Annotated in this window: 28 protein-coding genes; 21 read left to right on the top strand and 7 right to left on the bottom strand. The window is 70.4% G+C overall.

Annotated elements, in window-relative coordinates; translation table 11 throughout:
• Window positions 1-11: 11 nt before the first annotated feature.
• From OTB20_RS24015 to ccsB, 4 genes are read left to right on the top strand one after another with little or no spacing between them, the layout of a single operon-like run.
• Window positions 12-647, top strand: a complete 636-nt coding sequence (locus OTB20_RS24015; RefSeq protein WP_267820503.1) for a TlpA family protein disulfide reductase — start codon at window positions 12-14, stop codon at window positions 645-647.
• A 4-nt stretch (window positions 648-651) separates the two neighbouring features.
• Window positions 652-1,446 (top strand): cytochrome c biogenesis CcdA family protein, encoded by a 795-nt coding sequence (locus tag OTB20_RS24010; protein WP_420716477.1) that lies wholly within the window; start codon window positions 652-654, stop codon window positions 1,444-1,446.
• A 13-nt stretch (window positions 1,447-1,459) separates the two neighbouring features.
• A complete protein-coding gene (gene resB, locus OTB20_RS24005) occupies window positions 1,460-3,262 on the top strand; it encodes a cytochrome c biogenesis protein ResB (protein WP_267820502.1) in 1,803 nt (600 codons plus the stop codon).
• Complete coding sequence (gene ccsB / locus OTB20_RS24000; protein ID WP_267820500.1) at window positions 3,262-4,341, top strand: c-type cytochrome biogenesis protein CcsB; 1,080 nt, start codon at window positions 3,262-3,264, stop codon at window positions 4,339-4,341. The genes resB and ccsB overlap by 1 nt, the downstream gene beginning before the upstream one ends.
• A 79-nt stretch (window positions 4,342-4,420) precedes the next feature.
• On the opposite strand, the gene OTB20_RS23995 is transcribed toward ccsB, so the two are convergent.
• Window positions 4,421-4,828 (bottom strand): MarR family winged helix-turn-helix transcriptional regulator, encoded by a 408-nt coding sequence (locus tag OTB20_RS23995; protein WP_267820620.1) that lies wholly within the window; start codon window positions 4,826-4,828, stop codon window positions 4,421-4,423.
• 170 nt (window positions 4,829-4,998) lie between these two features.
• Between OTB20_RS23995 and OTB20_RS23990 the strand changes: the two genes are divergently transcribed.
• Entirely contained in the window at window positions 4,999-5,370 is a 372-nt protein-coding gene (locus tag OTB20_RS23990; protein ID WP_267820499.1) for a cupin domain-containing protein, read from the top strand.
• A gap of 41 nt (window positions 5,371-5,411) precedes the next feature.
• On the opposite strand, the gene OTB20_RS23985 is transcribed toward OTB20_RS23990, so the two are convergent.
• Entirely contained in the window at window positions 5,412-5,720 is a 309-nt protein-coding gene (locus OTB20_RS23985; RefSeq protein ID WP_267820497.1) for a PLD nuclease N-terminal domain-containing protein, read from the bottom strand.
• Between the two features lie 117 nt (window positions 5,721-5,837).
• Here OTB20_RS23985 and OTB20_RS23980 point away from each other — a divergent pair, with 117 nt between their 5' ends.
• The 4 genes from OTB20_RS23980 to OTB20_RS23965 all read left to right on the top strand — a co-directional run bounded on the left by OTB20_RS23980 (window position 5,838) and on the right by OTB20_RS23965 (window position 10,233).
• Complete coding sequence (locus OTB20_RS23980; RefSeq protein WP_267820495.1) at window positions 5,838-7,295, top strand: menaquinone biosynthesis decarboxylase; 1,458 nt, start codon at window positions 5,838-5,840, stop codon at window positions 7,293-7,295.
• Window positions 7,292-7,759: a hypothetical protein gene (locus OTB20_RS23975; protein WP_267820494.1), complete on the top strand. Its 468-nt coding sequence runs from the start codon at window positions 7,292-7,294 to the stop codon at window positions 7,757-7,759. Before OTB20_RS23980 ends, OTB20_RS23975 begins: the two co-directional genes overlap by 4 nt.
• Entirely contained in the window at window positions 7,756-8,679 is a 924-nt protein-coding gene (gene mqnP / locus OTB20_RS23970) for a menaquinone biosynthesis prenyltransferase MqnP (RefSeq protein ID WP_267820493.1), read from the top strand. Before OTB20_RS23975 ends, mqnP begins: the two co-directional genes overlap by 4 nt.
• A gap of 99 nt (window positions 8,680-8,778) precedes the next feature.
• Window positions 8,779-10,233 (top strand): hypothetical protein, encoded by a 1,455-nt coding sequence (locus tag OTB20_RS23965; protein ID WP_267820492.1) that lies wholly within the window; start codon window positions 8,779-8,781, stop codon window positions 10,231-10,233.
• Between the two features lie 54 nt (window positions 10,234-10,287).
• Here the strand turns inward: OTB20_RS23965 and OTB20_RS23960 are convergent, their stop codons facing one another.
• Complete coding sequence (locus OTB20_RS23960) at window positions 10,288-10,923, bottom strand: rhomboid family intramembrane serine protease (RefSeq protein WP_267820490.1); 636 nt, start codon at window positions 10,921-10,923, stop codon at window positions 10,288-10,290.
• A 92-nt stretch (window positions 10,924-11,015) separates the two neighbouring features.
• Here OTB20_RS23960 and OTB20_RS23955 point away from each other — a divergent pair, with 92 nt between their 5' ends.
• Entirely contained in the window at window positions 11,016-11,720 is a 705-nt protein-coding gene (locus OTB20_RS23955) for a UbiX family flavin prenyltransferase (protein ID WP_267820489.1), read from the top strand.
• Here the strand turns inward: OTB20_RS23955 and OTB20_RS23950 are convergent.
• The gene (locus OTB20_RS23950; RefSeq protein ID WP_267757972.1) at window positions 11,717-11,851 is read right to left on the bottom strand and encodes a hypothetical protein; all 135 of its coding nucleotides are present in this window, start codon (window positions 11,849-11,851) and stop codon (window positions 11,717-11,719) included. The genes OTB20_RS23955 and OTB20_RS23950 overlap by 4 nt on opposite strands.
• A gap of 131 nt (window positions 11,852-11,982) precedes the next feature.
• Between OTB20_RS23950 and OTB20_RS23945 the strand changes: the two genes are divergently transcribed.
• The 6 genes from OTB20_RS23945 to OTB20_RS23925 all read left to right on the top strand — a co-directional run bounded on the left by OTB20_RS23945 (window position 11,983) and on the right by OTB20_RS23925 (window position 16,524).
• Window positions 11,983-12,438 carry an Lrp/AsnC family transcriptional regulator gene (locus tag OTB20_RS23945; RefSeq protein ID WP_267757973.1) on the top strand — a complete coding sequence of 152 codons (456 nt, stop codon included), beginning with the start codon at window positions 11,983-11,985 and terminating at the stop codon, window positions 12,436-12,438.
• A 78-nt stretch (window positions 12,439-12,516) separates the two neighbouring features.
• Window positions 12,517-13,680: an aminofutalosine synthase MqnE gene (gene mqnE, locus OTB20_RS23940; RefSeq protein WP_267820486.1), complete on the top strand. Its 1,164-nt coding sequence runs from the start codon at window positions 12,517-12,519 to the stop codon at window positions 13,678-13,680.
• An 82-nt stretch (window positions 13,681-13,762) separates the two neighbouring features.
• Window positions 13,763-14,287: a GNAT family N-acetyltransferase gene (locus OTB20_RS23935; protein ID WP_267820485.1), complete on the top strand. Its 525-nt coding sequence runs from the start codon at window positions 13,763-13,765 to the stop codon at window positions 14,285-14,287.
• A gap of 161 nt (window positions 14,288-14,448) precedes the next feature.
• Window positions 14,449-14,721, top strand: coding sequence for a DUF4229 domain-containing protein (locus OTB20_RS23930; RefSeq protein ID WP_324289361.1), 273 nt, complete (start codon window positions 14,449-14,451; stop codon window positions 14,719-14,721).
• 247 nt (window positions 14,722-14,968) lie between these two features.
• Entirely contained in the window at window positions 14,969-15,052 is an 84-nt protein-coding gene (locus tag OTB20_RS42490; RefSeq protein WP_420716478.1) for a putative leader peptide, read from the top strand.
• A gap of 104 nt (window positions 15,053-15,156) precedes the next feature.
• Complete coding sequence (locus OTB20_RS23925; protein WP_267820483.1) at window positions 15,157-16,524, top strand: dicarboxylate/amino acid:cation symporter; 1,368 nt, start codon at window positions 15,157-15,159, stop codon at window positions 16,522-16,524.
• 96 nt (window positions 16,525-16,620) lie between these two features.
• Here the strand turns inward: OTB20_RS23925 and arsM are convergent, their stop codons facing one another.
• On the bottom strand, window positions 16,621-17,439 hold the full coding sequence (gene arsM / locus OTB20_RS23920) for an arsenite methyltransferase (RefSeq protein WP_267820481.1): 819 nt from the start codon (window positions 17,437-17,439) through the stop codon (window positions 16,621-16,623).
• A gap of 104 nt (window positions 17,440-17,543) precedes the next feature.
• On the opposite strand from arsM, the gene OTB20_RS23915 reads away from it, so the two are divergent.
• The 3 genes from OTB20_RS23915 to OTB20_RS23905 are packed head-to-tail and all read left to right on the top strand — an operon-like array spanning window position 17,544 to window position 19,484.
• Window positions 17,544-17,945 (top strand): ArsR/SmtB family transcription factor, encoded by a 402-nt coding sequence (locus OTB20_RS23915; RefSeq protein WP_267820480.1) that lies wholly within the window; start codon window positions 17,544-17,546, stop codon window positions 17,943-17,945.
• A complete protein-coding gene (gene arsB, locus OTB20_RS23910; RefSeq protein WP_324290410.1) occupies window positions 17,942-19,069 on the top strand; it encodes an ACR3 family arsenite efflux transporter in 1,128 nt (375 codons plus the stop codon). The genes OTB20_RS23915 and arsB overlap by 4 nt, the downstream gene beginning before the upstream one ends.
• On the top strand, window positions 19,062-19,484 hold the full coding sequence (locus OTB20_RS23905) for an arsenate reductase ArsC (RefSeq protein WP_267820478.1): 423 nt from the start codon (window positions 19,062-19,064) through the stop codon (window positions 19,482-19,484). The genes arsB and OTB20_RS23905 overlap by 8 nt, the downstream gene beginning before the upstream one ends.
• 23 nt (window positions 19,485-19,507) lie before the next feature.
• Here the strand turns inward: OTB20_RS23905 and OTB20_RS23900 are convergent, their stop codons facing one another.
• Window positions 19,508-19,702: a DUF397 domain-containing protein gene (locus OTB20_RS23900; protein WP_267820476.1), complete on the bottom strand. Its 195-nt coding sequence runs from the start codon at window positions 19,700-19,702 to the stop codon at window positions 19,508-19,510.
• Window positions 19,699-20,556, bottom strand: coding sequence for a helix-turn-helix domain-containing protein (locus OTB20_RS23895; protein WP_267820474.1), 858 nt, complete (start codon window positions 20,554-20,556; stop codon window positions 19,699-19,701). Before OTB20_RS23895 ends, OTB20_RS23900 begins: the two co-directional genes overlap by 4 nt.
• A 154-nt stretch (window positions 20,557-20,710) precedes the next feature.
• Here OTB20_RS23895 and OTB20_RS23890 point away from each other — a divergent pair, with 154 nt between their 5' ends.
• Together OTB20_RS23890 and OTB20_RS23885 are read left to right on the top strand one after the other, a co-directional pair.
• The gene (locus OTB20_RS23890; RefSeq protein ID WP_267820473.1) at window positions 20,711-21,157 is read left to right on the top strand and encodes an ATP-binding protein; all 447 of its coding nucleotides are present in this window, start codon (window positions 20,711-20,713) and stop codon (window positions 21,155-21,157) included.
• 326 nt (window positions 21,158-21,483) lie between these two features.
• A complete protein-coding gene (locus OTB20_RS23885) occupies window positions 21,484-22,386 on the top strand; it encodes a helix-turn-helix domain-containing protein (protein WP_267820472.1) in 903 nt (300 codons plus the stop codon).
• The last annotated feature ends 138 nt before the right edge of the window (window positions 22,387-22,524 follow it).

Genomic DNA, 22,524 nt, shown 5'->3' with positions numbered 1-22,524 from the left:
AAACTTTTCACATGAGCCTTAGCCGCGCCCCCCGCCGCAGCCGCTCGACCAGCGGCCGCGCCATCCTGCTGACCGCGGTGACCCTCGCAGGCGCCGTCACCCTCACGGCATGCGGCGATGGTGACGGCGGCAGCAAATCCTCCGGTTCCGCCGGAGGCAACTACGTGACGGGCTCCAGCGGCATCTCCACCGTCGCCAAGGCGGGCCGCACCGCGGCCCCCAAGCTCGACGGCGAGACGGTGGACGGCAAGACCCTGGACACCACCGCCCTCAAGGGCAAGGTCGTCGTCCTCAACGTCTGGGGCTCCTGGTGCCCGCCGTGCCGGGCCGAGGCCCCGAACTTCGCGAAGGTCGCCAAGGAGATGGAGGCGGCCGGGCAGCCCGTCGCCTTCGTCGGCATCAACACCCGCGACAACGCCAAGCAGAGCGCGGCCTCCTTCGAAGAGACCTACGGGATCACCTACCCGAGCCTCTTCGATCCGGACGGCAAGCTGATGCTCCGCTTCCCCAAGGACGCGCTCAACCCGAACGCCATCCCCTCCACGCTCGTCCTCGACAAGGACGGCAAGATCGCCGCCCGCACCCTCGCCGCGGTCAGCGAGAAGAAGCTGCGCGCGATGATCGACCCGATCCTCGCGGAGAAGTGACCTCGTGGTCACCGAGCTCCCGGGACTCTCCGGAGTCGTCCTCGCCGCCGAATCGACCGGCGTCAACACGACCGTCCTGAGCGGCGCCCTGCTGCTGGCCCTGCCGATCGCACTGCTGGCCGGGCTGGTCTCCTTCTTCTCGCCCTGCGTGCTGCCGCTGGTCCCCGGCTACCTCTCCTACGTGACCGGAGTCGGCGGAGCCGACCTCGCCGAGGCCAGGCGCGGCCGGATGCTGGCCGGCGCGAGCCTGTTCGTCCTCGGCTTCACGGCCGTGTTCACCTCGACCGGCGCCCTGTTCGGCTACTTCGGGCGGACCCTCGACGCCAACAAGGGGATCATCTCCCAGGTGCTCGGCGGACTGGTGATCCTGCTCGGCCTGTTCTTCATGGGCGCGATCCCCGGTCTGACGATGCGGGAGTTCCGCTTCCACAAGAAGCCGGCGGTCGGCCTGGTCGGCGCGCCCGTGCTCGGAGTGCTTTTCGGCCTCGGCTGGACCCCGTGCATGGGCCCGACCCTCGCCGCCGTCGGCACCCTCTCCCTCGACCAGGCCACCGCGGGCCGCGGAGCGCTGCTGACCGTGGTCTTCTGTCTGGGACTGGGGCTGCCCTTCATCGCCACCGCGCTCGCCTTCCGCAAGGCGCTCGGCGCGTTCGGCTGGGTGAAGAAGCACTACGCGTGGGTGATGCGGATCGGCGGCGGCATGCTGATCCTGACCGGTCTGCTGCTCGTCACAGGATTGTGGAGCAGCATCGTCAGCGACATGCAGAGCTGGACCAGCGGCTTCACGGTGGGGATCTGAGGACTACACGGACATGAGTACGACCGACAAGGCGTCCACCGAGGCGCCGCACGATGCCCCGGAGCCCCCGGATTCCGCTTCGGCTGTGGCCTCCGCCGAGGCTTCCGCGGAGGCCACGGCCGACGCCACCTCGGAAGCGGCCGCCGGCGCGCAGCTGTCCACCGCCCCCCTGGAGGACGCCCCCGGCGGCCCCGTGGGCATCGGTGTGTTCGGCTGGGCCCGCTGGTTCTGGCGGCAGCTCACCTCCATGCGGGTGGCGCTGATCCTGCTCTTCCTGCTGTCGCTGGCGTCCATCCCGGGCTCGCTGATCCCGCAGAACCAGGTCGACCTGATGAAGGTCGCCGCCTGGAAGAGCGAGCACTCCTCCTGGGTGACGGTCGCCGAGAAGCTCCAGCTCTTCGACGTCTACAGCTCGGTGTGGTTCTCCGCGATCTACCTGCTGCTGTTCATCTCGCTGATCGGCTGCATCCTGCCGCGCTCCTGGCAGTTCGTCGGCCAGCTCACCGGCCGTCCGCCGGCCGCCCCCAGGCGGCTGGACCGGATGCCCGCGTACACGACGTGGGCCACGGACACCTCCCCGGACGAGGTGCTCTCCCACGCGCGCGGCCTGCTCGGCCGCCGCCGCTTCCGTACGGAGGCCGGCAGGGGATCGGTCTCGGCGGAGAAGGGCTATCTGCGCGAGGCCGGGAACCTGATGTTCCACGTGGCGCTGATCGTCATGCTGATCGCCTTCGCCTGGGGCCAGTACTTCAAGTCCGAGGGCGGCAAGCTCGTCCTGCGCGGCCAGGGCTTCTCGAACACCCTGACCCAGTACGACGACTTCAAGTCGGGCAGCCTCTTCGACTCCGACGAGCTGCCGCCCTTCTCCTTCACCCTGGACAAGTTCGACGCGACGTACGAGCGGACGGGCCCGCAGAAGGGCACCCCGCGCGACTTCAAGGCGTACGTCACCTTCAGCAACGGCGCGCACGGCAAGCCGGAGAAGCGCGAGATCCAGGTCAACAAGCCGCTGGAGGTGGACGGCTCCAAGGTCTACCTGCTCGGCCACGGCTACGCGCCGGTCATCTCGGTGACCGACCCCACCGGCAAGGTGATCTACAAGGACGCCGTGCCGATGCTGCCGCAGGACGGCAATCTGACGTCCACCGGCGCCGTCAAGGTGACCGACGGCTACAAGGACAGGGACGGGAAGCCGACGCAGCTCGGCTTCTCCGCGATGTTCGTGCCGACCTTCGCGGGGGCCGGCCAGGGCACGATGTTCTCGCAGTTCCCCGAACTGGACTTCCCGGCGCTCGCGCTGAACGCGTGGCGCGGCAGCCTCGGGGTGGACTCGGGCCTGCCGCAGAACGTGTACCAGCTGGACACGTCCAAGATGGAGCAGTTCAAGACCGAGGACGGCAAGCCGCTCTCGAAGCGGATGCTGCCCGGGGAGAGCATGGAACTGCCCGGCGGCCAGGGCACCGTGAAGTTCGAGGGCATCGAGCGCTGGGCGACCTTCTCGATCACCCACCAGCCCGGCAGCGGCCTCGCCCTCGCGGGCGCCGTCGCCGCCATCGCGGGGCTCGCGGGCTCCCTCTTCATCCAGCGCCGCCGGATCTGGGTGCGCGCGTTCCGCGGGAAGGACGGGGTGACCGTCGTCGAGATGGCGAGCCTCGGCCGCAGCGAGTCCGCCAAGCTTCCGGAGGAGCTGGCGGCGCTGGCCGGCGCGCTCCACCAGCAGGCGCCCACGGCGGCGCCCGCTCCTGCCCCAGGTGTCGAAGACGCCGAAGCCACCGAACCTGCCGAAGCCGAAGAAGTCGAAGGGGAGCGCGCCTGATGCAGCTCGCGACCGCAGCCAACGAAAGTCTGGCTCACCTCAGCAACAACCTGATCTACGCGTCCATGGCGGTCTACACCATCGCCTTCTTCGCCCACATCGCCGAGTGGATCTTCGGTAGCCGCAGCAAGGTGGCCCGTACGGCCGCCGCGCTCACCCAGTCCGGGACGCAGGCCGCGGCCCCCGCCGTTCAGGTGCGGGGCAGGGGGACCACGGCCGTCCTCGACAAGCCCCAGGTCGTCACGCGCAGCGCCGCCGGCACCCGCGACGTCCCGGACGGCCCCGGCGCGGCCGGCGGCACCGTCCAGGGCGACCTGTACGGGCGCATCGCGGTCTCGCTGACCACCCTCGGCTTCCTCCTCGCGGCGGGTGGGGTCGTCGCCCGCGCGATGTCGGTGCAGCGGGCCCCCTGGGGCAACATGTACGAGTTCTCGATCACCTTCTCCACGGTGGCCGTCGGCGCGTACCTGCTGCTCCTCGTGCTGAAGAAGAACGTCCGCTGGCTCGGTCTGTTCCTGGTCACCACGGTCCTGCTGGACCTGGGCATCGCCACCACGGTGCTCTACACCGACAGCGACCAGCTGGTCCCCGCCCTGAAGTCGTACTGGCTGCTGATCCACGTCTCCACCGCGATCATCTGCGGTGCGGTCTTCTACATCGGCGCGGCCGGCGCGGTCATGTACCTCTTCCGCGACAGCTACGAGGCGAAGCTCGCGCGCGGCGAGCAGCCCGGGAAGTTCGCCACCTCGGTCTGGGAGCGTTTCCCGTCGGCGGCCTCGCTCGACAAGTTCTCGTACCGCATCAACGCGGCCGTCTTCCCGCTGTGGACGTTCACGATCATCGCGGGCGCGATCTGGGCCGGCGACGCGTGGGGCCGCTACTGGGGCTGGGACCCCAAGGAGGTCTGGTCCTTCGTGACCTGGGTGGCGTACGCCTGCTACCTGCACGCCCGGGCGACGGCCGGCTGGAAGGGCCGCAAGGCCGCGTACCTCGCGCTCTTCGCGTTCGCCTGCTGGATCTGGAACTACTACGGCGTGAACATTCTGCTGACCGGCAAGCACTCGTACGCGGGCGTCTGATCCGCGGAGCGAACGGAGGGGCCGGGTAGCCGAAAGGCCGCCCGGCCCCTTCGGTGTTCCCGGGGCCGCGCGGCCCCGGTCACACGCCGGGGCGCAGCGGTGGGAGGGGGCCGTCCCCGTTCAGGGTGCGGACCAGGCGGCCGAGTTCGGTGCGCAGTGCGCCGAGGTCCACGCTGCCGCGGCCGAGTTCGGCCTCCAGACCGTGCAGGACCCGTCCGGCGGCCTCCAGGTGGCCGGTCGCGGCCTCCGTCAGGACCACGAGCTTGCGGCGGCCGCCCTCGGGGTGCGGCGTGCGGCGCAGGTATCCGCGCCGCTCCAGGTCGTCGACGAGCTGCCCGGCGGCCTGCTTGGTCACCCCGAGCCGCTCGGCGAGCTCGGTCGCGGTGGCGCCGGTGGCGCCCAGGGCCTGGAAGGCCATGCCGTGCAGGGGGCGCAGTCCGTCGGCGTGCCCGGCTTCTTCGAGGCGGCGGGTGAACTCGCCGATCATCAGCTGGAAGCCGAGGCCGAGCAGGAAGGTCAGCTCGATGCCCGCGTCGCTCTGGTGGTTGGTCACCGAAACATCGTGACACAGGCGAGTCAAGCTGCTTTACTCGAGGCGAGTAAAGCAGCTTTACTCACCTGCTCGTTCCAGTCGCCTTAGAAAGCGGAGGACCTGCCATGCGCGTCATCGACCCGTCTCCCGAGCACGTCGTCACCACCCCGAACGCGACCATGACCGGCTTCGCCTCCCCCGGCCGGGGCAGCGCCGAGCTGAGCACCTGGCACGCCGCCATCCCCGCCGGCATCACCGGTCCCGAACACGCCGTCAGCCGCGAGCAGGTCTGGACGGTCACCGCCGGAGCCCTGGACGTCACCTGCGACGGGGTCACCGAGCGGGTCGCGGCCGGCTCGGCCGTCGTCCTGCCCCCGGACGTCCTGCGCCGCGTCCACGCCCTGGCGGACACCGAGGTGTACGTCGCCATGCGCGCCGACGGCCTGGTCTCCGTCCCCGGCGCCGAAGGCTCCCGGCCCCTGCCCTGGGCGGTGTGAGCCCCGCCGGATCTCCGGCAGGGTGACGGCCGCGAAAGGACTCAGTCCTTGTCCTTCTCCTTGCCGCTCTCCTTGTCGTCCCGCTCCTCGCGCAGGGACTTCAGGAACTCCGGGTTGTCGTCGGGCGCCACCCACTGGCCGCGGCGCGGCCTGGACCGGCCGGCACCGGGCACCCGCTTCTTGCCCGCGAACAGCCACACCACCGGACCGACGATCGAGAAGAGCAGGATGATCAGGACCCAGACGACCTTGGGGAGGTGCTTGACCTCTTCTTCCGGCGTGTTCAGGCAGTCGATGAAGGTGTAGATGGTCAGCGCGATGATCAGCAGGAACGGCAGATAGCGCAGCACGGTGTGGGACCGACCCCCAGAAGAACGGTGCGGACCGGGCAGGTCCGCCGTGGACTCTTCCAGGGTAGAGGCCCCGCCGCGGTTCGGGCTCTGAGCGGGGATGCCACAATTGCCCCCATGGCTTACGACGATCTCCGCTCGCTGCTCCGGGCCCTTGAGCGGGAGGGCGACCTCAAGCGCATCAAGGCCGAAGTGGACCCGTACCTAGAGGTCGGGGAGATCGTCGACAGAGTGAACAAGGCGGGCGGACCCGCGCTGCTCTTCGAGAACGTCAAGGGCTCGGCGATGCCGCTGGCCATGAACGTCTTCGGGACCGACCGGCGACTGCTGAAGGCCCTCGGGCTGAAGTCGTACGCCGAGATCAGCGAGAAGATCGGCGGCCTGCTCAAGCCGGAGCTGCCGCAGGGCTTCATCGGCGTCCGCGAGGCCTTCGGCAAGCTCGGCTCGATGGTGCACGTGCCGCCGAAGAAGGTGAAGGGCGATTCCGCGCCCGTCCAGGAGGTCGTCCTCACCGGCGACGACGTGGACCTGGACCAGCTGCCGGCCCTCTTCACCTGGCCCAAGGACGGCGGGTCCTTCTTCAACCTCGGCCTGACGCACACCAAGCACCCGGAGACGGGCGTGCGCAACCTCGGCCTGTACCGCCTCCAGCGCCACGACAAGCGCACCATCGGCATGCACTGGCAGATCCACAAGGACAGCCGCAACCACTACGCGGTCGCCGCCGCGCGCGGTGAGCGGCTGCCGGTCGCGATCGCCTTCGGCTGCCCGCCGGCCGTGACGTACGCGTCGACCGCGCCGCTGCCGGGGGACATCGACGAGTACCTCTTCGCCGGGTTCGTGGCGGGCAAGCGGATCGAGATGGTGGACTGCAAGACGGTCCCGCTCCAGGTCCCGGCCCATGCCGAGGTGGTCATCGAGGGCTGGCTGGAGCCGGGGGAGACGCTGCCGGAGGGGCCGTTCGGCGACCACACCGGCTTCTACACCCCGCAGGAGCCCTTCCCCGCGCTGAAGATCGACTGCGTGACGATGCGGAAGCGTCCGCTGATCCAGTCGATCGTGGTCGGCCGGCCGCCGACGGAGGACGGCCCGCTGGGCCGCGCGACGGAGCGGTTCTTCCTGCCGCTCCTCAAGATCATCGTCCCGGACATCGTCGACTACCACCTCCCCGAGTCGGGCGGCTTCCACAACTGCGCGATCGTCTCGATCGACAAGAAGTACCCGAAGCACGCGCAGAAGGTCATGCACGCCATCTGGGGTGCGCACATGATGTCGCTGACCAAGCTGATCATCGTGGTGGACAAGGACTGCGACGTCCACGACCTCCACGAGGTCTCCTGGCGGGCCCTCGGCAACACCGACTACGCCCGCGACCTCACCGTGGTCGAGGGCCCCGTCGACCACCTGGACCACGCCTCCTACCAGCAGTTCTGGGGTGGCAAGGCGGGTATCGACGCCACGAAGAAGCTGCCGACGGAGGGTTACACCCGGGACGGCGGCTGGCCTGACATGGTCGAGTCCGACCCGGACACGGCGGCGCTGGTGGACCGGCGCTGGAAGGAGTACGGCCTGTGAGCCCCATCGGCATGGAGGGCCCGGCCCTCTTCATCGGCACCGACACCGTCTACGTGGCCCTGGTGCGCCCGCGCCTGGACCCGGCGGACCCGGGCGTCCGGGAGGCCGCCGCGGATGCGGGCGTCAGCCCAGAGGAGTTCGCGGGACCCGGGAACGTCTGGGCGCTGATGCTGGACGAGAACGGCGAGGGCGACGGGTTCGAGCTGCCCGGCGCGCGGGACACCGAGGCGGACGATTTCGCCGAGCAGCTCCAGCGCGCCCTGGCGGCGGCCGAGCCGTTCACCGCCGAGGCCGGGAACTTCCTGCGCCTGGACGCCCGCCCTTCCGGCGACGCCTGGCTGATCTCCGCCCACGTCACCCCGACGGAGGGGCACGACGCCGGCCCCCGGACCCTGGACCTCGGCACGCTCTCCACCGCGGAGCTGCTGGCCGACCTCGAAGACTTCCGGAGCACCCTCGTATGACATCCGCAGCCGAAGGAGTCCTCGGATCCGGGCCCGCGCCGCAGGCCACCGGCAAGGTCAAGGCCTTCCTGAGGCTCGTGATGATCGAGCACTCGGTCTTCGCGCTGCCCTTCGCCTACATCGCCGCGCTCACCGCCATGTTCACGCTCGACGAGCGGATGCACTGGGGCAAGCTGCTCCTCGTCACCATCTGCATGGTGGGGCTGCGGACCTTCGCGATGGCGGCCAACCGCATCATCGACCGGGAGATCGACGCACGGAACCCGCGGACCGCCGGGCGGGAGCTGGTCACGGGCGCCGTCTCGGTCCGCTCCGCCTGGACCGGGGCCGGAATCGCCCTCGCCGTGTTCCTCGGGGCGGCGGCGCTGCTGAACCCGCTCTGCCTGATGCTCGCGCCGATCGCCGTCGTACCGATGGTGGTGTACCCGTACGGGAAGCGGTTCACGAACTTCCCGCACGCCATCCTCGGCGTCGCCCAGGCGATGGGCCCGATCGGGGCCTGGATCGCGATCACCGGCGAATGGTCCTGGCACGCGGTGATCCTCGGCCTCGCGGTGGGCGTGTGGATCGGCGGCTTCGACCTGATCTTCGGCTGCCAGGACGTGGCCGCCGACCGCGCCGAGGGCGTCAAGTCCGTCCCGGCCCGCTTCGGCATCCCGGCCGCCCTGTGGGGCGCGCGCGGCGCGCACGTCGTCACCACGGCCCTGCTGGCCTGGTACGCCGTCGCGACGGACGCCGGCCCGCTGTTCTGGTTCGGCCTGCTGATCGTCGTAGGCGCCTTCCTCTACGAACACTCCATCGTCACGCCGCACGACCTCTCCCGCCTGAACCGCGCCTTCTTCCAGGTGAACGGCTTCATCGGCATGGCGCTCTTCGTGTGCGCCCTGGCGGACCTGATCGTCCGGGGGCTGTCGCTGTAGGTCGGAGCCCCGGCGGCAGCGGTGGCGGCAAGGGGCCGGCCTCCTGGCCGAATCGGCCACCGGCCGCCCTGCGCAAGGGCGTTGATAGTGTCCTGAGCCATGGGGAGAAACGCCTGGTCCGCCAGGCTCTGGGCTGGGGGCGCACTGCTGTGCGCGGGGCTCGCGTCATGGCGGCTGCTGTTGAGCGCGGGCATGTCGGTGTACCGGACGGACGTGATCGTGATCGGGGGCGTGGCCCTGGTGCTGGGCGCCGGGTGGGTGTGGTCGGGCTCCCGGCCGTTGCGCCTCGCGCCACCCCGGCAGATCGAGCCGGTGCCGCCGCCGCCCGCGCGGCTGCCGCGGCGGAGGTTGCGCCTCCTCATGCCGTGGCTGCTGGGCGTGGCCGTGATCCTGCCCGCCCTGGCCGTGGTGACCGAGCTGGCGCTCAGGCCGGACGGCGCGGACCTGAAACGGATCGCGGCGATACAGAAGGCCGGCGCCGAGGTGGCCGAGGGCAGGATCGTCTTCGCCCGTCGACTGGCGAAGGAAGATCCCAAGGTCCCGTACTACAGCGGTGACGTGACGGTCGAACTTGCCGGCAAAGGGTCCGTCGAGGTGGTGAACGGACACTTCGGGCGCCGGTGGGACTTGGATCAGGTGCACGAAATGGGCCGGACGATGAGGGAAGTCACCGGGCCTCCCGGCAAACCGGTTCAGGTGCTGTACGCCCCGACCCGGCCCGATCTCGGCGGTGTCGTCGACACGAAGGTCCACCTCGACCGGTACGAGGAGGCGGACTCCGTGCTCGCGCTCACCACGCCGAACCTCGTGCCCCAAATTGCCCTCGTTCCCGGAGCAATCCTGCTGATCGTCTGGATGGTGGCCACCTGGGGGCGGGCAGACCAGGCCGCCCGGAGGCTGCGCGCCGACGCGGCCGACGGGGAGGCGCTGCCCGCCGTGCGGGCGCGGATCACCGCGGCCCGGCGTACGGACCACACCTCGTTCGGGACCGTGAACGGCACGGTCCGCGTCACCTCGGACCGCAGACTGTGCTTCACGCTGGAGGACGGCTCCGAGGTACTGGCCGGCGGCGGGGACACGGCGCCCGACGGGCTCGCCCTGCTCGCGGCGCGTCTGAGGGAACGGCCGGGCTGGCTGTTGGGGGCCCGGAACTGGCGGTTCATCAGGGACGGGCAGCCGGTCGTCTTCGTCACGGACGAGGGGGAGGTGGCCTGGCTGACGATGGACCGGGAGGACTTCGAGCGGGTCCTCGCTTCCGCGCCCCCCGTGCGGCCCGACCCGCAGCGCCGTACGGCGCTCCTGCCCGCGCCCACCACCGTGGTGCCCAGGGCCCACTGGCCCTGGCTCGGCGGCCTGCTTCTCTCCTACGCGCTGGCGGTCCTCGTGCTGGCCGTCCCGATGTCCTGGGGCGCCGCGCTGGCGGCGTCCCTGCTCGCCGGGGCCGTGCCCCTGGCGGCCTGGGCGCTCCGGTCGCGGCTCTCGGCGGAGCACGACCGCAGGCCGGGCCGCTGGGAAATCCGCGAGACCCGGGACCCGGAGCTCGGCCCGGTGTGATCCGCCCGGCCGCCCGGTGAGTGCGGTGACCGGCGCCCCGTGCCGGGCACCGCACTAGACCGCCGCCACCTCAGGGCGCGGCCGGGTCAGCAGGGCCACGCTCGCGCCGGCCAGGAGGCCGAAGAGGTGGGCCTGCCAGCTGACCATCGAGTCCGTGGGGAGGGCTCCGGCCAGGAAGGTCGTGCCCCAGACGGCCGCGATGACGACGGCCACCGCGACGCCCAGCGGGCTGCGCTCCACGAAGCCGCGGATCAGCAGGTAGCCGAAGAGGCCGAAGATCAGGCCGGAGGCGCCCGCGGTGATGCTGTGGGGCGGGGAGATCAGCCAGACGGCGAACCCGTCGGCCAGGATGATCGCCGCGCAGACGGCCAGGAAGCGGCCGATGCCGCTCAGTGCGGTGACGAAGCCCAGCATCAGGAGCGGGACGGTGTTGGACGCCACGTGGCCGAAGCCGAAGTGGAGGAACGGCGCCAGGGGTATCGCGGTCAGGCTGTCGGCCTCCCGCGCGGTGATCCCGTAGGCGTCCAGGGCGTGGCCCGTGATGTGGTCGACGGCTTCGATCAGCCAGAGCAGGGCGACCCAGCCGAGCATCAGCTGCGCGGAGGCTTTGACGCGGCCGGTGCGGGTCCAGTCGCCCGCGCGCGCACCGCTCCCGCGCATCCCGCTTCCGCGCGTTCCGCTTCCGCTCATGACGCCCCGCCCCCGCTCCGCCGTGTCCACCCCTTGAACGTGCGGACACCTTAGCCAGTGCCCGTCCGCGGTGGCCGGATAGTCTCGGAGGTATGACTGAGGGCAAGCGCACCCCGTGGGTGGTCGGGGTTTCGGGGGCGTCCGGGACGCCGTACGCGGCCGCGGTGATCCGTGGGTTGCTGGCGGCGGGCGAGAGCGTGGACCTGGTGGTGAGCCGGGCCTCGCGCCTGACGCTGCTGGACGAGACGGGGATCGCCTTCCGCGACGCGCACTGGCGGGAGGATCTGGGGGAGTGGCTGGAGCGGGGGGCCGACGGCAAGCCCGCGACTTTCGCGCGCCCGGATCTGGACGGCGTGCGCCACTGGGGCGCCGGGGACCTGGCGGCCGGGCCGAGCAGCGGCTCGTATCCCGCTCTGGGGATGCTGATCGTGCCCGCGTCCACGGCCTGCGTGGCCGGGGTGGCGCTAGGGCTGTCGAAGGATCTGCTCCAGCGGGTCGCGAGCGTGACGCTCAAGGAGCGGCGCCGACTGGTGGTGGTGGTGCGGGAGACCCCGCTGAGCGGGCAGACGCTGAAGCATCTGGTGAGCCTGGACGAGGCGGGCGCCGTGGTGCTGCCCGCCTCTCCGGCGTTCTACGCGGGTGCGACGCACATCCAGGATCTGGTGGACTTCGTCGCGGGGCGGGTGCTCGACACGGCAGGGGTGCCGCACGGGCTGTACCGCAGGTGGGAGGGGGAGCTCGGAGGCTCCCGCCCTCCCGTTCCCGGGAGGGCCCGGGGGGCGAGCGGTGACGCTTAGCGCTTCTTGGGGCGCCCCGGCTTACGGGTCTTGTCAACGCGGTGTGCGGCGGCGGGCTGGTCGGTGCGGGATCGGTTGGCCAGCTCCTGAAGCTGTCGCATGTGCGCGTAGGCCATCTCGATCGTGTACACGGTGAACCACTCCTGAAGATTGTTCAGATCATCTTTGATCTGTTGAAAGATTCACAGGGTGTCGACCCTGTGCGCCTTTGATTCTATACGTAAACTTGAGGGAATGCCGAATAATGGAAGGCTCCAGGTATATGGACGCGGTGGACAAGCAGCTCATCCAGGCACTTCGTGAGAACGGACGTGCCTCGTACGCGGAGCTGGGCCGGCTCGTGGGCCTCTCCGGCCCCAGCGTCACCGACCGGATCAACCGGCTGGAGACGGCCGGAGTCATCATTGGCTACCGCGCGAACGTGGACGCGGCCTCGCTCGGCCTCGGCGTCACGGCACTGATCGGTATCTCGCTGTCCGACGCGGCGGACCACGAGGACGTGGCCCGCCGGCTGCGCGACCTCTCGGAGATCGAGGACTGCTGGTTCATCGCCGGCGACGACTCCTTCATGCTGAAGGCCCGGGCCAACGACGTGGACGGTCTGGAGAAGATCATCCGCAGGCTCTCGGGCACCAAGGGCGTCTCGCGCACGCGCACCACCATCGTTCTCTCCACCAAGTGGGAGAACCGGGTCGGGGGCCTGCCCGAGGAGGTCTGAGCGCGCTGAGAGTACGGTTGGGGCGCGGTTGCGGGGCACACGTACCGCGCGGACTTGAGGACAGAGGAGAGGACCGGCATGGACGCTGGGCTCAAGCGTGAGCTGGAGGAGAAGGTTCGCTCCGGCGAGCGGCTGACCCGGGAGGACGGCATCGCCCTCTACGAGTCGGACGATCTGGCCTGGCTCGGCGGCCTCGCCCACGAGGTGCGGATGCGCAAGAACGGCGACGTCGTCCACTTCAACGTCAACCGTCACCTCAACATGACGAACGTCTGCACGGCCTCGTGCGCGTACTGCTCGTTCCAGCGCAAGCCGGGCGAGAAGGACGCGTACACGATGCGCATCGAGGAAGCCGTTCGCCTGGCCAAGACCATGGAGAACGAGAACCTCACCGAGCTGCACATCGTCAACGGGCTGCACCCCAGCCTGCCGTGGCGGTACTACCCGCGTTCGCTCTCCGCGCTGAAGGAGGCGCTGCCGAACGTCTCGCTGAAGGCGTTCACGGCGACCGAGATCCACCACTTCGAGACGATCTCCGGGATGTCGGCCTCCGACATCCTCGACGAGCTGATCGAGGCCGGTCTGGAATCGCTCACCGGCGGCGGCGCCGAGATCTTCGACTGGGAGGTCCGTCAGCACATCGTCGACCACCGCACCCACTGGGAAGACTGGTCGCGCATCCACCGTCTGGCGCACTCCAAGGGCCTCAAGACCCCGGCGACGATGCTCTACGGGCACATCGAGGAGCCGCGCCACCGCGTGGACCACGTGCTGCGGCTGCGCGAACTGCAGGACGAGACCGGCGGTTTCCAGGTCTTCATCCCGCTGCGCTACCAGCACGACTTCGTGGACATGAAGGACGGCAAGGTACGCAACAAGCTCCAGGCGCGTACGACGATGGCGACGGGCGCCGAGGCGCTGAAGACCTTCGCGGTCTCCCGCCTGCTCTTCGACAACGTCCCGCACGTCAAGGTGTTCTGGGTGATGCACGGTGTGCAGACGGCGCAGCTCGCCCTCCTGCACGGTGCGGACGACATGGACGGCTCGGTCGTCGAGTACAAGATCACGCACGACGCGGACAACTACGGCACCCCGAACAAGCTGGGCCGCGAGGACCTGCTCGAGCTGATCCGTGAGGCCGGCTTCCGCCCGGTCGAGCGCAATACGCGCTACGAGATCATCCGCGAGTACCCCGGCCCGGACGCGGAGCTGCGCGAGTCGCCCCAGGCGATGCGGGTCTGACCTCCGGCAGCTGTGGCCCCGGTCCCCTTCGGGGGGCCGGGGCCCTTTGCCTACCAGGGCGGGTAATGGCTAATCTGACCTCATGACCCTTACCTTCACCTTCGATCCGGTCGTCGGCCCCGCCCTGGTCGAGGAGTTCGCCGAGCTCTGGACCGAGGTGTCCAACGCCGGCGGCTCGGTGGGCTTCGTACCGCCCGTCACCCTCGAGGACGTCCGCCCCGACCTGGACAAGCACCTCGCCGCGGCCGCCGACGGCCGCAGCCGGCTGCTCGTCGGCCGCGACCCCGCCGGGCGGGTGCGCGCCACGGCGGTCATCGCCCTCAATGAGCACCGGCTGCAGAAGCACTGGGTCTGGGTCTACACCGTCATGGTCGACCCCGCCCTCCACGGCCGGGGCGCCGGACGCGCGCTGATGGAGGCCGTCGCGGACGCGGCCCGCACGATGGAGGGCATCGAGGCGATCCGACTCGGCTGCCGCGGCGGCACGGGCCTGGAACGCTTCTACGAGTCCTGCGGCTACAAGGAGGTCGGCCGCGTCCCCGCCGCCATCCGCGTGGCCCCGGGCGACGACCGCGACGACATCACCCTGCTGCTGCCGCTGCACTGACCTGCGGGGCCCCGCCCACGCCCCGCACGGCGCGACCCCGGCGGGCCGGGGCCGGGGTCCGGCGTGCTTCACTGGACGGGCACGAGCCGACGTACGACCACGACGAGAGAGAAGGGGTCACCGTGTCCCTCAAGCCGAGCGCGACGATCCGCTACACCGCGATGCGCCTGGGGATCTTCGTCGGGTGCCTCGTCATCGTCGCCGGTCTGGTCAAGCTGGGCTGGGTGCCCTCCGGTCTGGGTGACGCCAACCCCGCCTGGGTCGTGCTGCTCGCCCTCGTGATCTCCGCGCCGCTCTCCTTCATCCTGCTGCGCAAGCAGCGCGACGAGATGTCCGTGGCCATCACCGGACGCGTCGCGGGCGCGAAGGACAAGCTCGCCGCGAACCGCAGCCAGGAAGACGTGGCCGACGACGCCACGCGCGTCAGCCAGTAGGACCGGCAGGGCCGGCAGGGCCCGCGAGGTCCACGCGACAGCAGTTAGCTTCATCACACACCGAAATGCCTCGGCACCGGGCTCGCCGCCCGTGACGCCGGGGCTTTCGGCGTTTCCGAGCCCTTTTCGGGGGGTGCGGGGGTCGGTGGCGCGGCGAGGGTCCCCGGGAGATCTCAAAGGCACCCTTTGAGATTCCCAAAGGTGAAGTGTTAGCGTGTTCAACATGTTGACGACAGCCGCGCACCAGATGACCCCGAGCGTCCCGCTCGTGGCGCGCCTGCACGTCGACCTCTGCCGCCGCGCGTCCGCGGCCTGTTGCCGCTGTCGCTGAGTCCCGCGACCAGCCCTGGCACAGCAGCGGTCCCACCCGCCCGGCTCTTCGTTTTTCCGGGTGCTGCCGCACCGCCCACCCCACACCGCAGAACCACCCGGAGAGTGTCCGTGTCCGCGTCACCGCAGACCCCTGCCGCCGAGGCCCCCACCAAGGCCCCCGCCAAGAAGTCCTCGTTCAAGTTCCCCTTCTGGGCCCAGATCGTCACCGGCCTCGTGCTCGGCGTTCTGCTCGGCTGGGTCTCCCGTAGCCAGGAGATCAGCTGGCTCGGCACCACGCTGGAGCAGGTCGGCGACATCTTCGTCCAGCTGCTGAAGCTGGCCGTCGCCCCGCTCGTCTTCTTCGCCATCCTGGTGTCGATCACCAACCTGCGGAAGGTGAACAACGCCGCGCGACTCGCCTCGCGCACGCTGCTCTGGTTCATGATCACGTCGCTGATCGCGGTGGCCATCGGCCTCGCCATCGGCCTGCTCACCAACCCGGGCTCCGGCACCGGCCTCACCCCGCAGGACGGCAAGCTGCCGAAGCGCCACGGGTCCTGGCTGGACTTCCTGACCGGCATCGTGCCGACCGACATCATCACGCCGTTCACCGAGCTGAACGTCCTGCAGATCGTCTTCCTCGCCGCCGTCGCCGGTATCGCCGCCCTTCAGCTCGGCAGCAAGGCGCAGCCGGTCCTGAACCTCGCCGAGTCCGTGCTGGAGCTGCTCCAGAAGGCCCTGTGGTGGGTCATCCGCCTCGCCCCGATCGGCACCGTCGGTCTGATCGGCACCGCGATCGCCACGTACGGCTGGGACCTGCTCGGCAAGTACGCCACCTTCACGGTGGACGTGTACGTCGGCTCCGCGCTCGTGATGTTCGGCGTCTACCCGCTGCTCCTGTGGAGCGTCGCCAAGGTCAACCCGCTGCAGTTCTTCAAGGGTGCCTGGCCCGCCATCCAGCTGGCCTTCGTCTCCCGTTCCTCGGTCGGCACGATGCCGCTCACCCAGAAGGTCACCGAGCGCCTCGGCGTCCCGAAGGAGTACGCCTCCTTCGCCGTCCCGTTCGGCGCGACGACCAAGATGGACGGCTGCGCCGCGATCTACCCGGCGCTCGCCGCGATCTTCATCGCGCAGATCTTCGACGTGCAGCTCGGCATCACCGACTACCTGCTGATCGCCTTCGTCTCGGTCGTCGGCTCCGCCGCGACGGCCGGTCTGACCGGCGCCACGGTCATGCTGACCCTGACCCTGTCCACCCTGGGTCTGCCGCTGGAGGGCGTGGGCCTGCTGATGGCGATCGACCCGATCCTGGACATGATGCGCACCGCCACCAACGTGGCGGGCCAGGCGCTGGTCCCGGTCATCGTCGCGGCCCGCGAGGGAATCCTGGACAAGGTCGCCTACGCGACCGCCTCCTCCTCCCCGCTGGACGAGTCGGCCCCGGCCGGCGCCGAGGGTACCGACCAGGCAAAGGTCCTCGTCTCCGCCTGAGGCCCCTGCCACCCGTTCCACCGCAGCCCCCCGCCCCCGTCCGGGCGGGGGGCTGCGGTGCGCCCGGGGCGTGGGGAGGTGAGGTCCCGGCGCGGTTCAGCCGCAGCAGGCGTCCGCAGAGCCGGCCGTCGCAGTGGCGGTGGAGGCTGCGACCTGCCCGGCGGGCTTGACCGCGCGGACGATGGCCGAGTGCATCCCGTCGGCGACCGCGTGGGTGGGGGTGATCTCGATGCCGGTGAATCCGGCGGCCTCCAGGCCGGTGCGGTATTCGGTGAAGGAGAGGGCTCCGGCGATGCAGCCGACGTGGTCGCCGCGCTCGGCGCGCCGGCCGGGGGTGAGGGTGTCGTCGGCGACGACGTCGGAGATGCCGATGCGGCCGCCGGGGACCAGGACGCGGAAGGTTTCGGCGAACACCGCCGGCTTGTCGGTGGACAGGTTGACCACGCAGTTGGAGATGACCACGTCGATCGTGGCGGCGGGCAGCGGGATGGCCTCGATGGTGCCCTTGAGGAACTCGACGTTGGTGGCGCCGGCCTTCTTCTGGTTGGCCAGGGCGAGCGCGAGCATCTCCTCGGTCATGTCGAGCCCGTACGCCTTCCCGGCCGGGCCGACGCGGCGGGCCGACAGCAGGACGTCGATGCCGCCGCCGGAGCCGAGGTCCAGGACGCGCTCGCCTTCGTGGAGGTCGGCGACGGCGGTGGGGTTGCCGCAGCCCAGCGAGGCGGCGACGGCCTCGGCGGGCAGTTCGTCGCGTTCGGCGGCGGCGTAGAGGGCTCTGCCGAAACTGTCGTCGACCTCGATGGCGGCGGGGCCGCAGCAGGCGGTGCCGCCCTCGGTGACCTGGACGGCTGCGGCGGCGTAGCGGCTGCGGACGGTCTCGCGCAGGGCGGCGTCGGCTGTGTGCTGCTCGCTCATGACCTTCACTCCAAGATGTCGGGGCCTGGCGGGACCGGACTGCTTGTTTCGATGTTCTTCGATTCAAGCTTGCGCCTTGGATCGAAAAACGTCAACATAGAAGCATGCCGAAACAAGAGCTCGTGGTGCTCGGCCAGGACGAGACCACCGGATGCTGCCCGACCCTGCTGACCGCGCCCATGGACGAGGAGCAGGCCGTCGAACTGGCCAAGGTCTTCAAGGCGCTGGGGGACCCGGTGCGGCTGCGACTGCTGTCGATGATCGCCTCGCGGGACGGCGGAGAGATCTGCGTCTGCGACCTGACTCCCGCCTTCGACCTGTCGCAGCCGACGATCTCCCACCACCTCAAGCTGCTCAAGCAGGCCGGACTGATCGCCTCGGAGCGGCGCGGAACCTGGGTGCACTACCGGCTGCTGCCCCAGGCCACCGACAAGCTGGCCGCCGTCCTCACCCGGCCCGCGGCCGAGCCGGCCGGGGCGACCGAGCCGGCCGGGGCGACCGCGTGAGCGCGGACAGTTCGACGACCGTGGGGGTCGCGGCCGGGCCCGTCGCGGCCCGGCTCTCGTTCCTCGACCGGTTCCTCGCCGTATGGATCATGACCGCGATGGCCGCCGGCCTCGGTCTCGGCCGCCTCGTCCCGGGCCTCGGTGACGCGCTGGCGAAGGTGACCGTCACCGGGGTCTCGCTGCCCATCGCGCTCGGGCTGCTCGTGATGATGTACCCGGTCCTGGCGAAGGTCCGCTACGACCGCCTCGACACCGTCACCCGCGACCGCCGCCTGCTCGTCCCCTCGCTGGTGCTGAACTGGGTGGTCGGCCCGGCGCTGATGTTCGCGCTCGCCTGGATCTTCCTGCCGGACCTGCCCGAGTACCGCACCGGCCTGATCATCGTCGGCCTCGCCCGCTGCATCGCCATGGTCGTCATCTGGAACGACCTCGCCCGCGGCGACCGCGAAGCCGCCGCCGTCCTGGTCGCCCTGAACTCCGTCTTCCAGGTGATCGCGTTCTCCGCGCTCGGCTGGTTCTACCTCTCCGTGCTGCCCGGCTGGCTCGGACTCGAGCAGACCGCGCTGAACGTGTCGGTGTGGGAGATCGCCCGCTCCGTACTGATCTTCCTCGGCATCCCGCTGCTGGCCGGGTTCCTCACCCGCCGTCTCGGCGAGAAGGCCAGGGGTCGTACCTGGTACGAGACGAAGCTGATCCCCCGGATCGGGCCCTTCGCCCTGTACGGACTGCTGTTCACCATCGTGGTGCTCTTCGCCCTACAGGGCGAGGCCATCACCTCCCGGCCCCTCGACGTCGCCCGGATCGCGGTCCCGCTGCTCGTGTACTTCGCGCTGATGTGGGCCGGTTCCATGGCCGTCGGCCGCGCGGTCGGCCTCGACTACCCGAAGGCCACCACGCTCGCGTTCACGGCGGCGGGCAACAACTTCGAGCTGGCCATCGCGGTCGCCATCGCCACCTTCGGCGCCACCTCGGGCCAGGCCCTCGCCGGAGTCGTCGGCCCCCTCATCGAGGTCCCCGTCCTCATCGGACTCGTCTACGTCGCCCTCGCCGCCCGCCGCTACTTCCCCCAGCCCGCACCGGCGCCCGACCAGGCCGTCGCCACGGAAGGCCCCGCCCGTGTCTGAGTCCAAGCCGTCCAAGCCGTCCGTGCTGTTCGTGTGCGTCCACAACGCCGGCCGTTCCCAGATGGCCGCCGCCTGGCTGACCCACCTGGCGGGAGACCGCGTCGAGGTCCGCTCGGCCGGCTCCGCCCCGGCCGACTCGGTGAATCCGGCCGCGGTCGAGGCCATGCGGGAGGCCGGGATCGACATGTCGGCCCAGACCCCGAAGATCCTCACCACCGACGCGGTCAGGGCATCCGACGTCGTCATCACCATGGGCTGCGGCGACACCTGCCCCGTCTTCCCCGGCAAGCGCTACCTCGACTGGAAACTCGCCGACCCGGCCGGACAGGGCATCGCCGCCGTCCGCCCGATCCGCGACGAGATCGAGTCGCGGATCCGCCACTTGCTCGCGGAGCTCCTGCCCGAGCGCCCCTGACTCCGACCGTCACCTGGCCTTGGCTACGCCGCCGTGGTGGCGTGCGCGAGGAAACCGGCCCAGGCGTGGGGCGCGAAGGCGAGGTGGGGCTGCCGGAGGTCCTTGGAGTCGCGGACGTGGACGGTGGCGGGGGTGGTTGCCACCTCGACGCAGTCGTTGCCGTCGCTGCTGCTGCTGTAGCTGCTCTTGAACCAGTCCAACTCGGCGTGGTGGATCATGTTTCTCCCAGCAGTTCCTCGATGAAGGCCCGCGACTCTCGGGGCGTGAGCGCCTGAGCTCGGATGATGCCATAGCGCAGTTCAAGGATTCGAAGCTGCTTCGGATCAGAGACCGGGCGTCCGTGGAACGCACCTTCCGCTCGGCCCGCTGCAGAGCCATCAGCGAACTTCAGCAGCTCGATCAGCCCCTCCATCCCGGCATGATCTTCGCGGATGGTCGGCATCACCTGGAACTCGATGTTCGGCAACTGGATTACCTCCAGAAGGTGTTCGAGCTGTCGGCGCAGCACCATTGTGCCTCCGATCGGACGGAGGAGCGTGACCTCTTCCTGGACGAAGCTGAGGGCAGGGGCGGGAGACCGTTGGAAGACGGACTGACGCGCCATGCGGCCGGACACCATCCGTTCCATCTCGTCCGGCGTATAGGCGGGTCGTGACGTCCGGAACAGCGCCCGCGCGTATTCCTCCGTCTGCAACAGGCCGTAGATGTTGTGGTTGTTGTACGTGCCGATCTCGACGGCCCGACCCTCCCTGTTCTTCAGGTCCCGGACCTTCTTCGGGTAGCGGACCTGTTCCATGTCCGCCTTCATCGAGGCGATCTTCCCGCCCGCCCGCAGCACCTCGTCCGCCCTGTCCAGGTACTCCGGCCGGGGGATCCGCTTGCCCGCTTCGACCTTGCGGACCAGGTCCTCGCCGTAGCCGATCTCCCGGCCGAAGTCGGACGCGCGGATGTCCGCCTCCTCCCGCCAGGCCCTGAGCTGGCGGCCGAGCGCGGCCAGGACCGCCACTCCCTGTTCGTCCTCGGGATCGACGTCCCAGCCCGCGTCTTCCGTACCGTCACTGTCCACGCTCATGCGGGCCCACCTCCGACGCACCGAATTCCTCAACGCTCTGTTCCCGGGACCCGGGCAGGACAGCCGGGACAGCTCCGGACAGCCCCCGGACAGAAGCCGGACGCAAGGGTGTTGTCGCTTCTCACGCTACGCACGGCCCGACACGCTCGGTTACGTGAACACCGAAATCCAGTACGCCGAGGGCCGCTTCACCGCCCGACTCGCCGCCACTGCGAGCGGCGCCCGCCAGGCCCGGCGGCTCGCCGTCGAGCAGTTCGCCGCCTGGGGACTTCCGTCGGAGGACCCGGCGCTCATCGTGGCCGAGCTGGCCGCCAACGCGGTGACCCACGGGCGGGTTCCCGGGCGGAGCTTCCGGATCGGACTCGCCCTTGCCGATGGCGTGCTGCGGATCGAGGTAACGGACACGCGGTGTGACCGGGTCCCGGGTATCCGCGACGCGGACGGGGGCGCGGAGGCCGGGCGGGGGCTGGTGTTGGTGGACGCGCTCGCCGACCGGTGGGGTGTGGAACGGGGGCTGCCGCCAAGCAAGGTGGTGTGGGCGGAGGTGACGCTCGGCGCCCGGGGCACGGGCAGCCGAGTCCCGGCGCGCCCCGACGTATAAAGACCAAAGAACCAAGAGAAATAGCCAACCAACCCAACCAACCAAGCCAAACCGGCCCGCGTCGCTCGGTCGGGTGAATTACGCCAACTGGGCTGGATTCCCACCCGGTTGGCTGGCATATGCTCGCCCCACACAACCTCAGACATGAGACGGCCCCCGGCGGGACTGCAATCCCGATCGAGGGCCTGACCAACCAGGAAGCAAAGACCTTCCCTATGGCTCCCAGCCAGCTTAGCGCGCCCTCGCGCGCATCGTCCCGTGTTCCCGCCGGGACCCCCCGATCCGGTGTCATCCACGTCAACACGTGGCACGCGACTCACTACACCGTGATCGGCAACCACCTCCTGCAGCACCGTGAGCTGTCGGCGACGGCCATCGGCATCGGGGCGCACATCCAGTCGCTGCCGGACGGTGCTCCCGTCGGCATCAAGGCGCTCGCCGAGCGGTTCCCGGAGGGGGAGGTCCGGATCGGTTCCGCCCTGCGGGAGCTGGAGCGGCACGGGTACTTGGCGCGACGGCGGGAACGGCTGGAATCCGGGCAGGTGGCGACCCGGACGTACTCGTACAACAAGCCGGGGGCCGTCGCCCCGGACACTCCGCCGCCACCGGACGACCCGCCCACCCCGCCGCCACCCGACCATGAGCCCGTGCCGGACCCGGAGCAGCGGCAGGACACGGCCCCGACTCCGGCCCCGACTCCGGAGTCGGGCACGGAGCCCGGCCCGGTGTCCGGTGCCGGTCAGGGCCCCCTGCCGGAGTCGCGGGAACCCGACGGCCCCGAGGCGGGCTCCGGCCCAGCCCCCGTAACCGCCCCCGAAACCGGTGCAGCCCCCGAGCCCGAGCCGCAGCAGCTGCACCCCGGGGCCGCGAGTCTGCTCGCCGGGCTGCGGCGGTACGACCCCCGGCTGCTGCTGGCCGAGCGCGACGTGGCACGGCTCGCGCCCGGGGTGTCCGCCTGGCTGGAGCGCGGGGCCGATGCCGAGGCCGTCGGGCAGGTCCTGTCCCAGAACCTGCCCGAGCCACTGCGCAATGCCGCCTCGGTCCTGGCGTACCGGCTGACCGCGCTGATCCCGCCGGATCTGCCACCGGCCCGGCCCGTCATCTCTCCCGTCGGCAGACGGCGGCCCGACCCGCTCCAGAACTGCGACGGCTGCGACCGAGCCTTCCGCGCCCCGCAGCCGGGTCGCTGTCGGCACTGCCCGCCGCCCGGGGAACGTGCGGCGGCCTGAGCGTCACAGCACTAGTGATCTGGTTTTGAGGTCTTGGCTCGCCTCGTGAGTCGTGTTCTGTTTCAGGTTTTGGGGTTCGCCTGACGTGGCTGGTCCTGGGTCGCTCTCCTGGATGGATGGGTGACACCAGGCTGGCGC

This window comes from Streptomyces sp. H27-H1, from assembly GCF_026627445.1.
Classification (GTDB): Bacteria; Actinomycetota; Actinomycetes; order Streptomycetales; family Streptomycetaceae; genus Streptomyces.
The sequence above is the reverse complement of the archived record's forward strand: the minus strand, read 5'-3'. Positions and strand labels throughout refer to the sequence as shown.

Coding starts and splice junctions, on each gene's coding strand:
- OTB20_RS24015 (WP_267820503.1), top strand. CDS start 12: ATGAGCCTTAGCCGCGCCCCCCGCCGCAGCCGCTCGACCAGCGGCCGC.
- resB (WP_267820502.1), top strand. CDS start 1,460: ATGAGTACGACCGACAAGGCGTCCACCGAGGCGCCGCACGATGCCCCG.
- ccsB (WP_267820500.1), top strand. CDS start 3,262: ATGCAGCTCGCGACCGCAGCCAACGAAAGTCTGGCTCACCTCAGCAAC.
- OTB20_RS23995 (WP_267820620.1), bottom strand. CDS start 4,828: ATGATCGGCGAGTTCACCCGCCGCCTCGAAGAAGCCGGGCACGCCGAC.
- OTB20_RS23990 (WP_267820499.1), top strand. CDS start 4,999: ATGCGCGTCATCGACCCGTCTCCCGAGCACGTCGTCACCACCCCGAAC.
- OTB20_RS23980 (WP_267820495.1), top strand. CDS start 5,838: ATGGCTTACGACGATCTCCGCTCGCTGCTCCGGGCCCTTGAGCGGGAG.
- mqnP (WP_267820493.1), top strand. CDS start 7,756: ATGACATCCGCAGCCGAAGGAGTCCTCGGATCCGGGCCCGCGCCGCAG.
- OTB20_RS23965 (WP_267820492.1), top strand. CDS start 8,779: ATGGGGAGAAACGCCTGGTCCGCCAGGCTCTGGGCTGGGGGCGCACTG.
- OTB20_RS23960 (WP_267820490.1), bottom strand. CDS start 10,923: ATGAGCGGAAGCGGAACGCGCGGAAGCGGGATGCGCGGGAGCGGTGCG.
- OTB20_RS23955 (WP_267820489.1), top strand. CDS start 11,016: ATGACTGAGGGCAAGCGCACCCCGTGGGTGGTCGGGGTTTCGGGGGCG.
- OTB20_RS23945 (WP_267757973.1), top strand. CDS start 11,983: ATGGACGCGGTGGACAAGCAGCTCATCCAGGCACTTCGTGAGAACGGA.
- mqnE (WP_267820486.1), top strand. CDS start 12,517: ATGGACGCTGGGCTCAAGCGTGAGCTGGAGGAGAAGGTTCGCTCCGGC.
- OTB20_RS23935 (WP_267820485.1), top strand. CDS start 13,763: ATGACCCTTACCTTCACCTTCGATCCGGTCGTCGGCCCCGCCCTGGTC.
- OTB20_RS23930 (WP_324289361.1), top strand. CDS start 14,449: ATGCGCCTGGGGATCTTCGTCGGGTGCCTCGTCATCGTCGCCGGTCTG.
- OTB20_RS42490 (WP_420716478.1), top strand. CDS start 14,969: ATGACCCCGAGCGTCCCGCTCGTGGCGCGCCTGCACGTCGACCTCTGC.
- arsM (WP_267820481.1), bottom strand. CDS start 17,439: ATGAGCGAGCAGCACACAGCCGACGCCGCCCTGCGCGAGACCGTCCGC.
- OTB20_RS23915 (WP_267820480.1), top strand. CDS start 17,544: ATGCCGAAACAAGAGCTCGTGGTGCTCGGCCAGGACGAGACCACCGGA.
- OTB20_RS23900 (WP_267820476.1), bottom strand. CDS start 19,702: ATGATCCACCACGCCGAGTTGGACTGGTTCAAGAGCAGCTACAGCAGC.
- OTB20_RS23895 (WP_267820474.1), bottom strand. CDS start 20,556: ATGAGCGTGGACAGTGACGGTACGGAAGACGCGGGCTGGGACGTCGAT.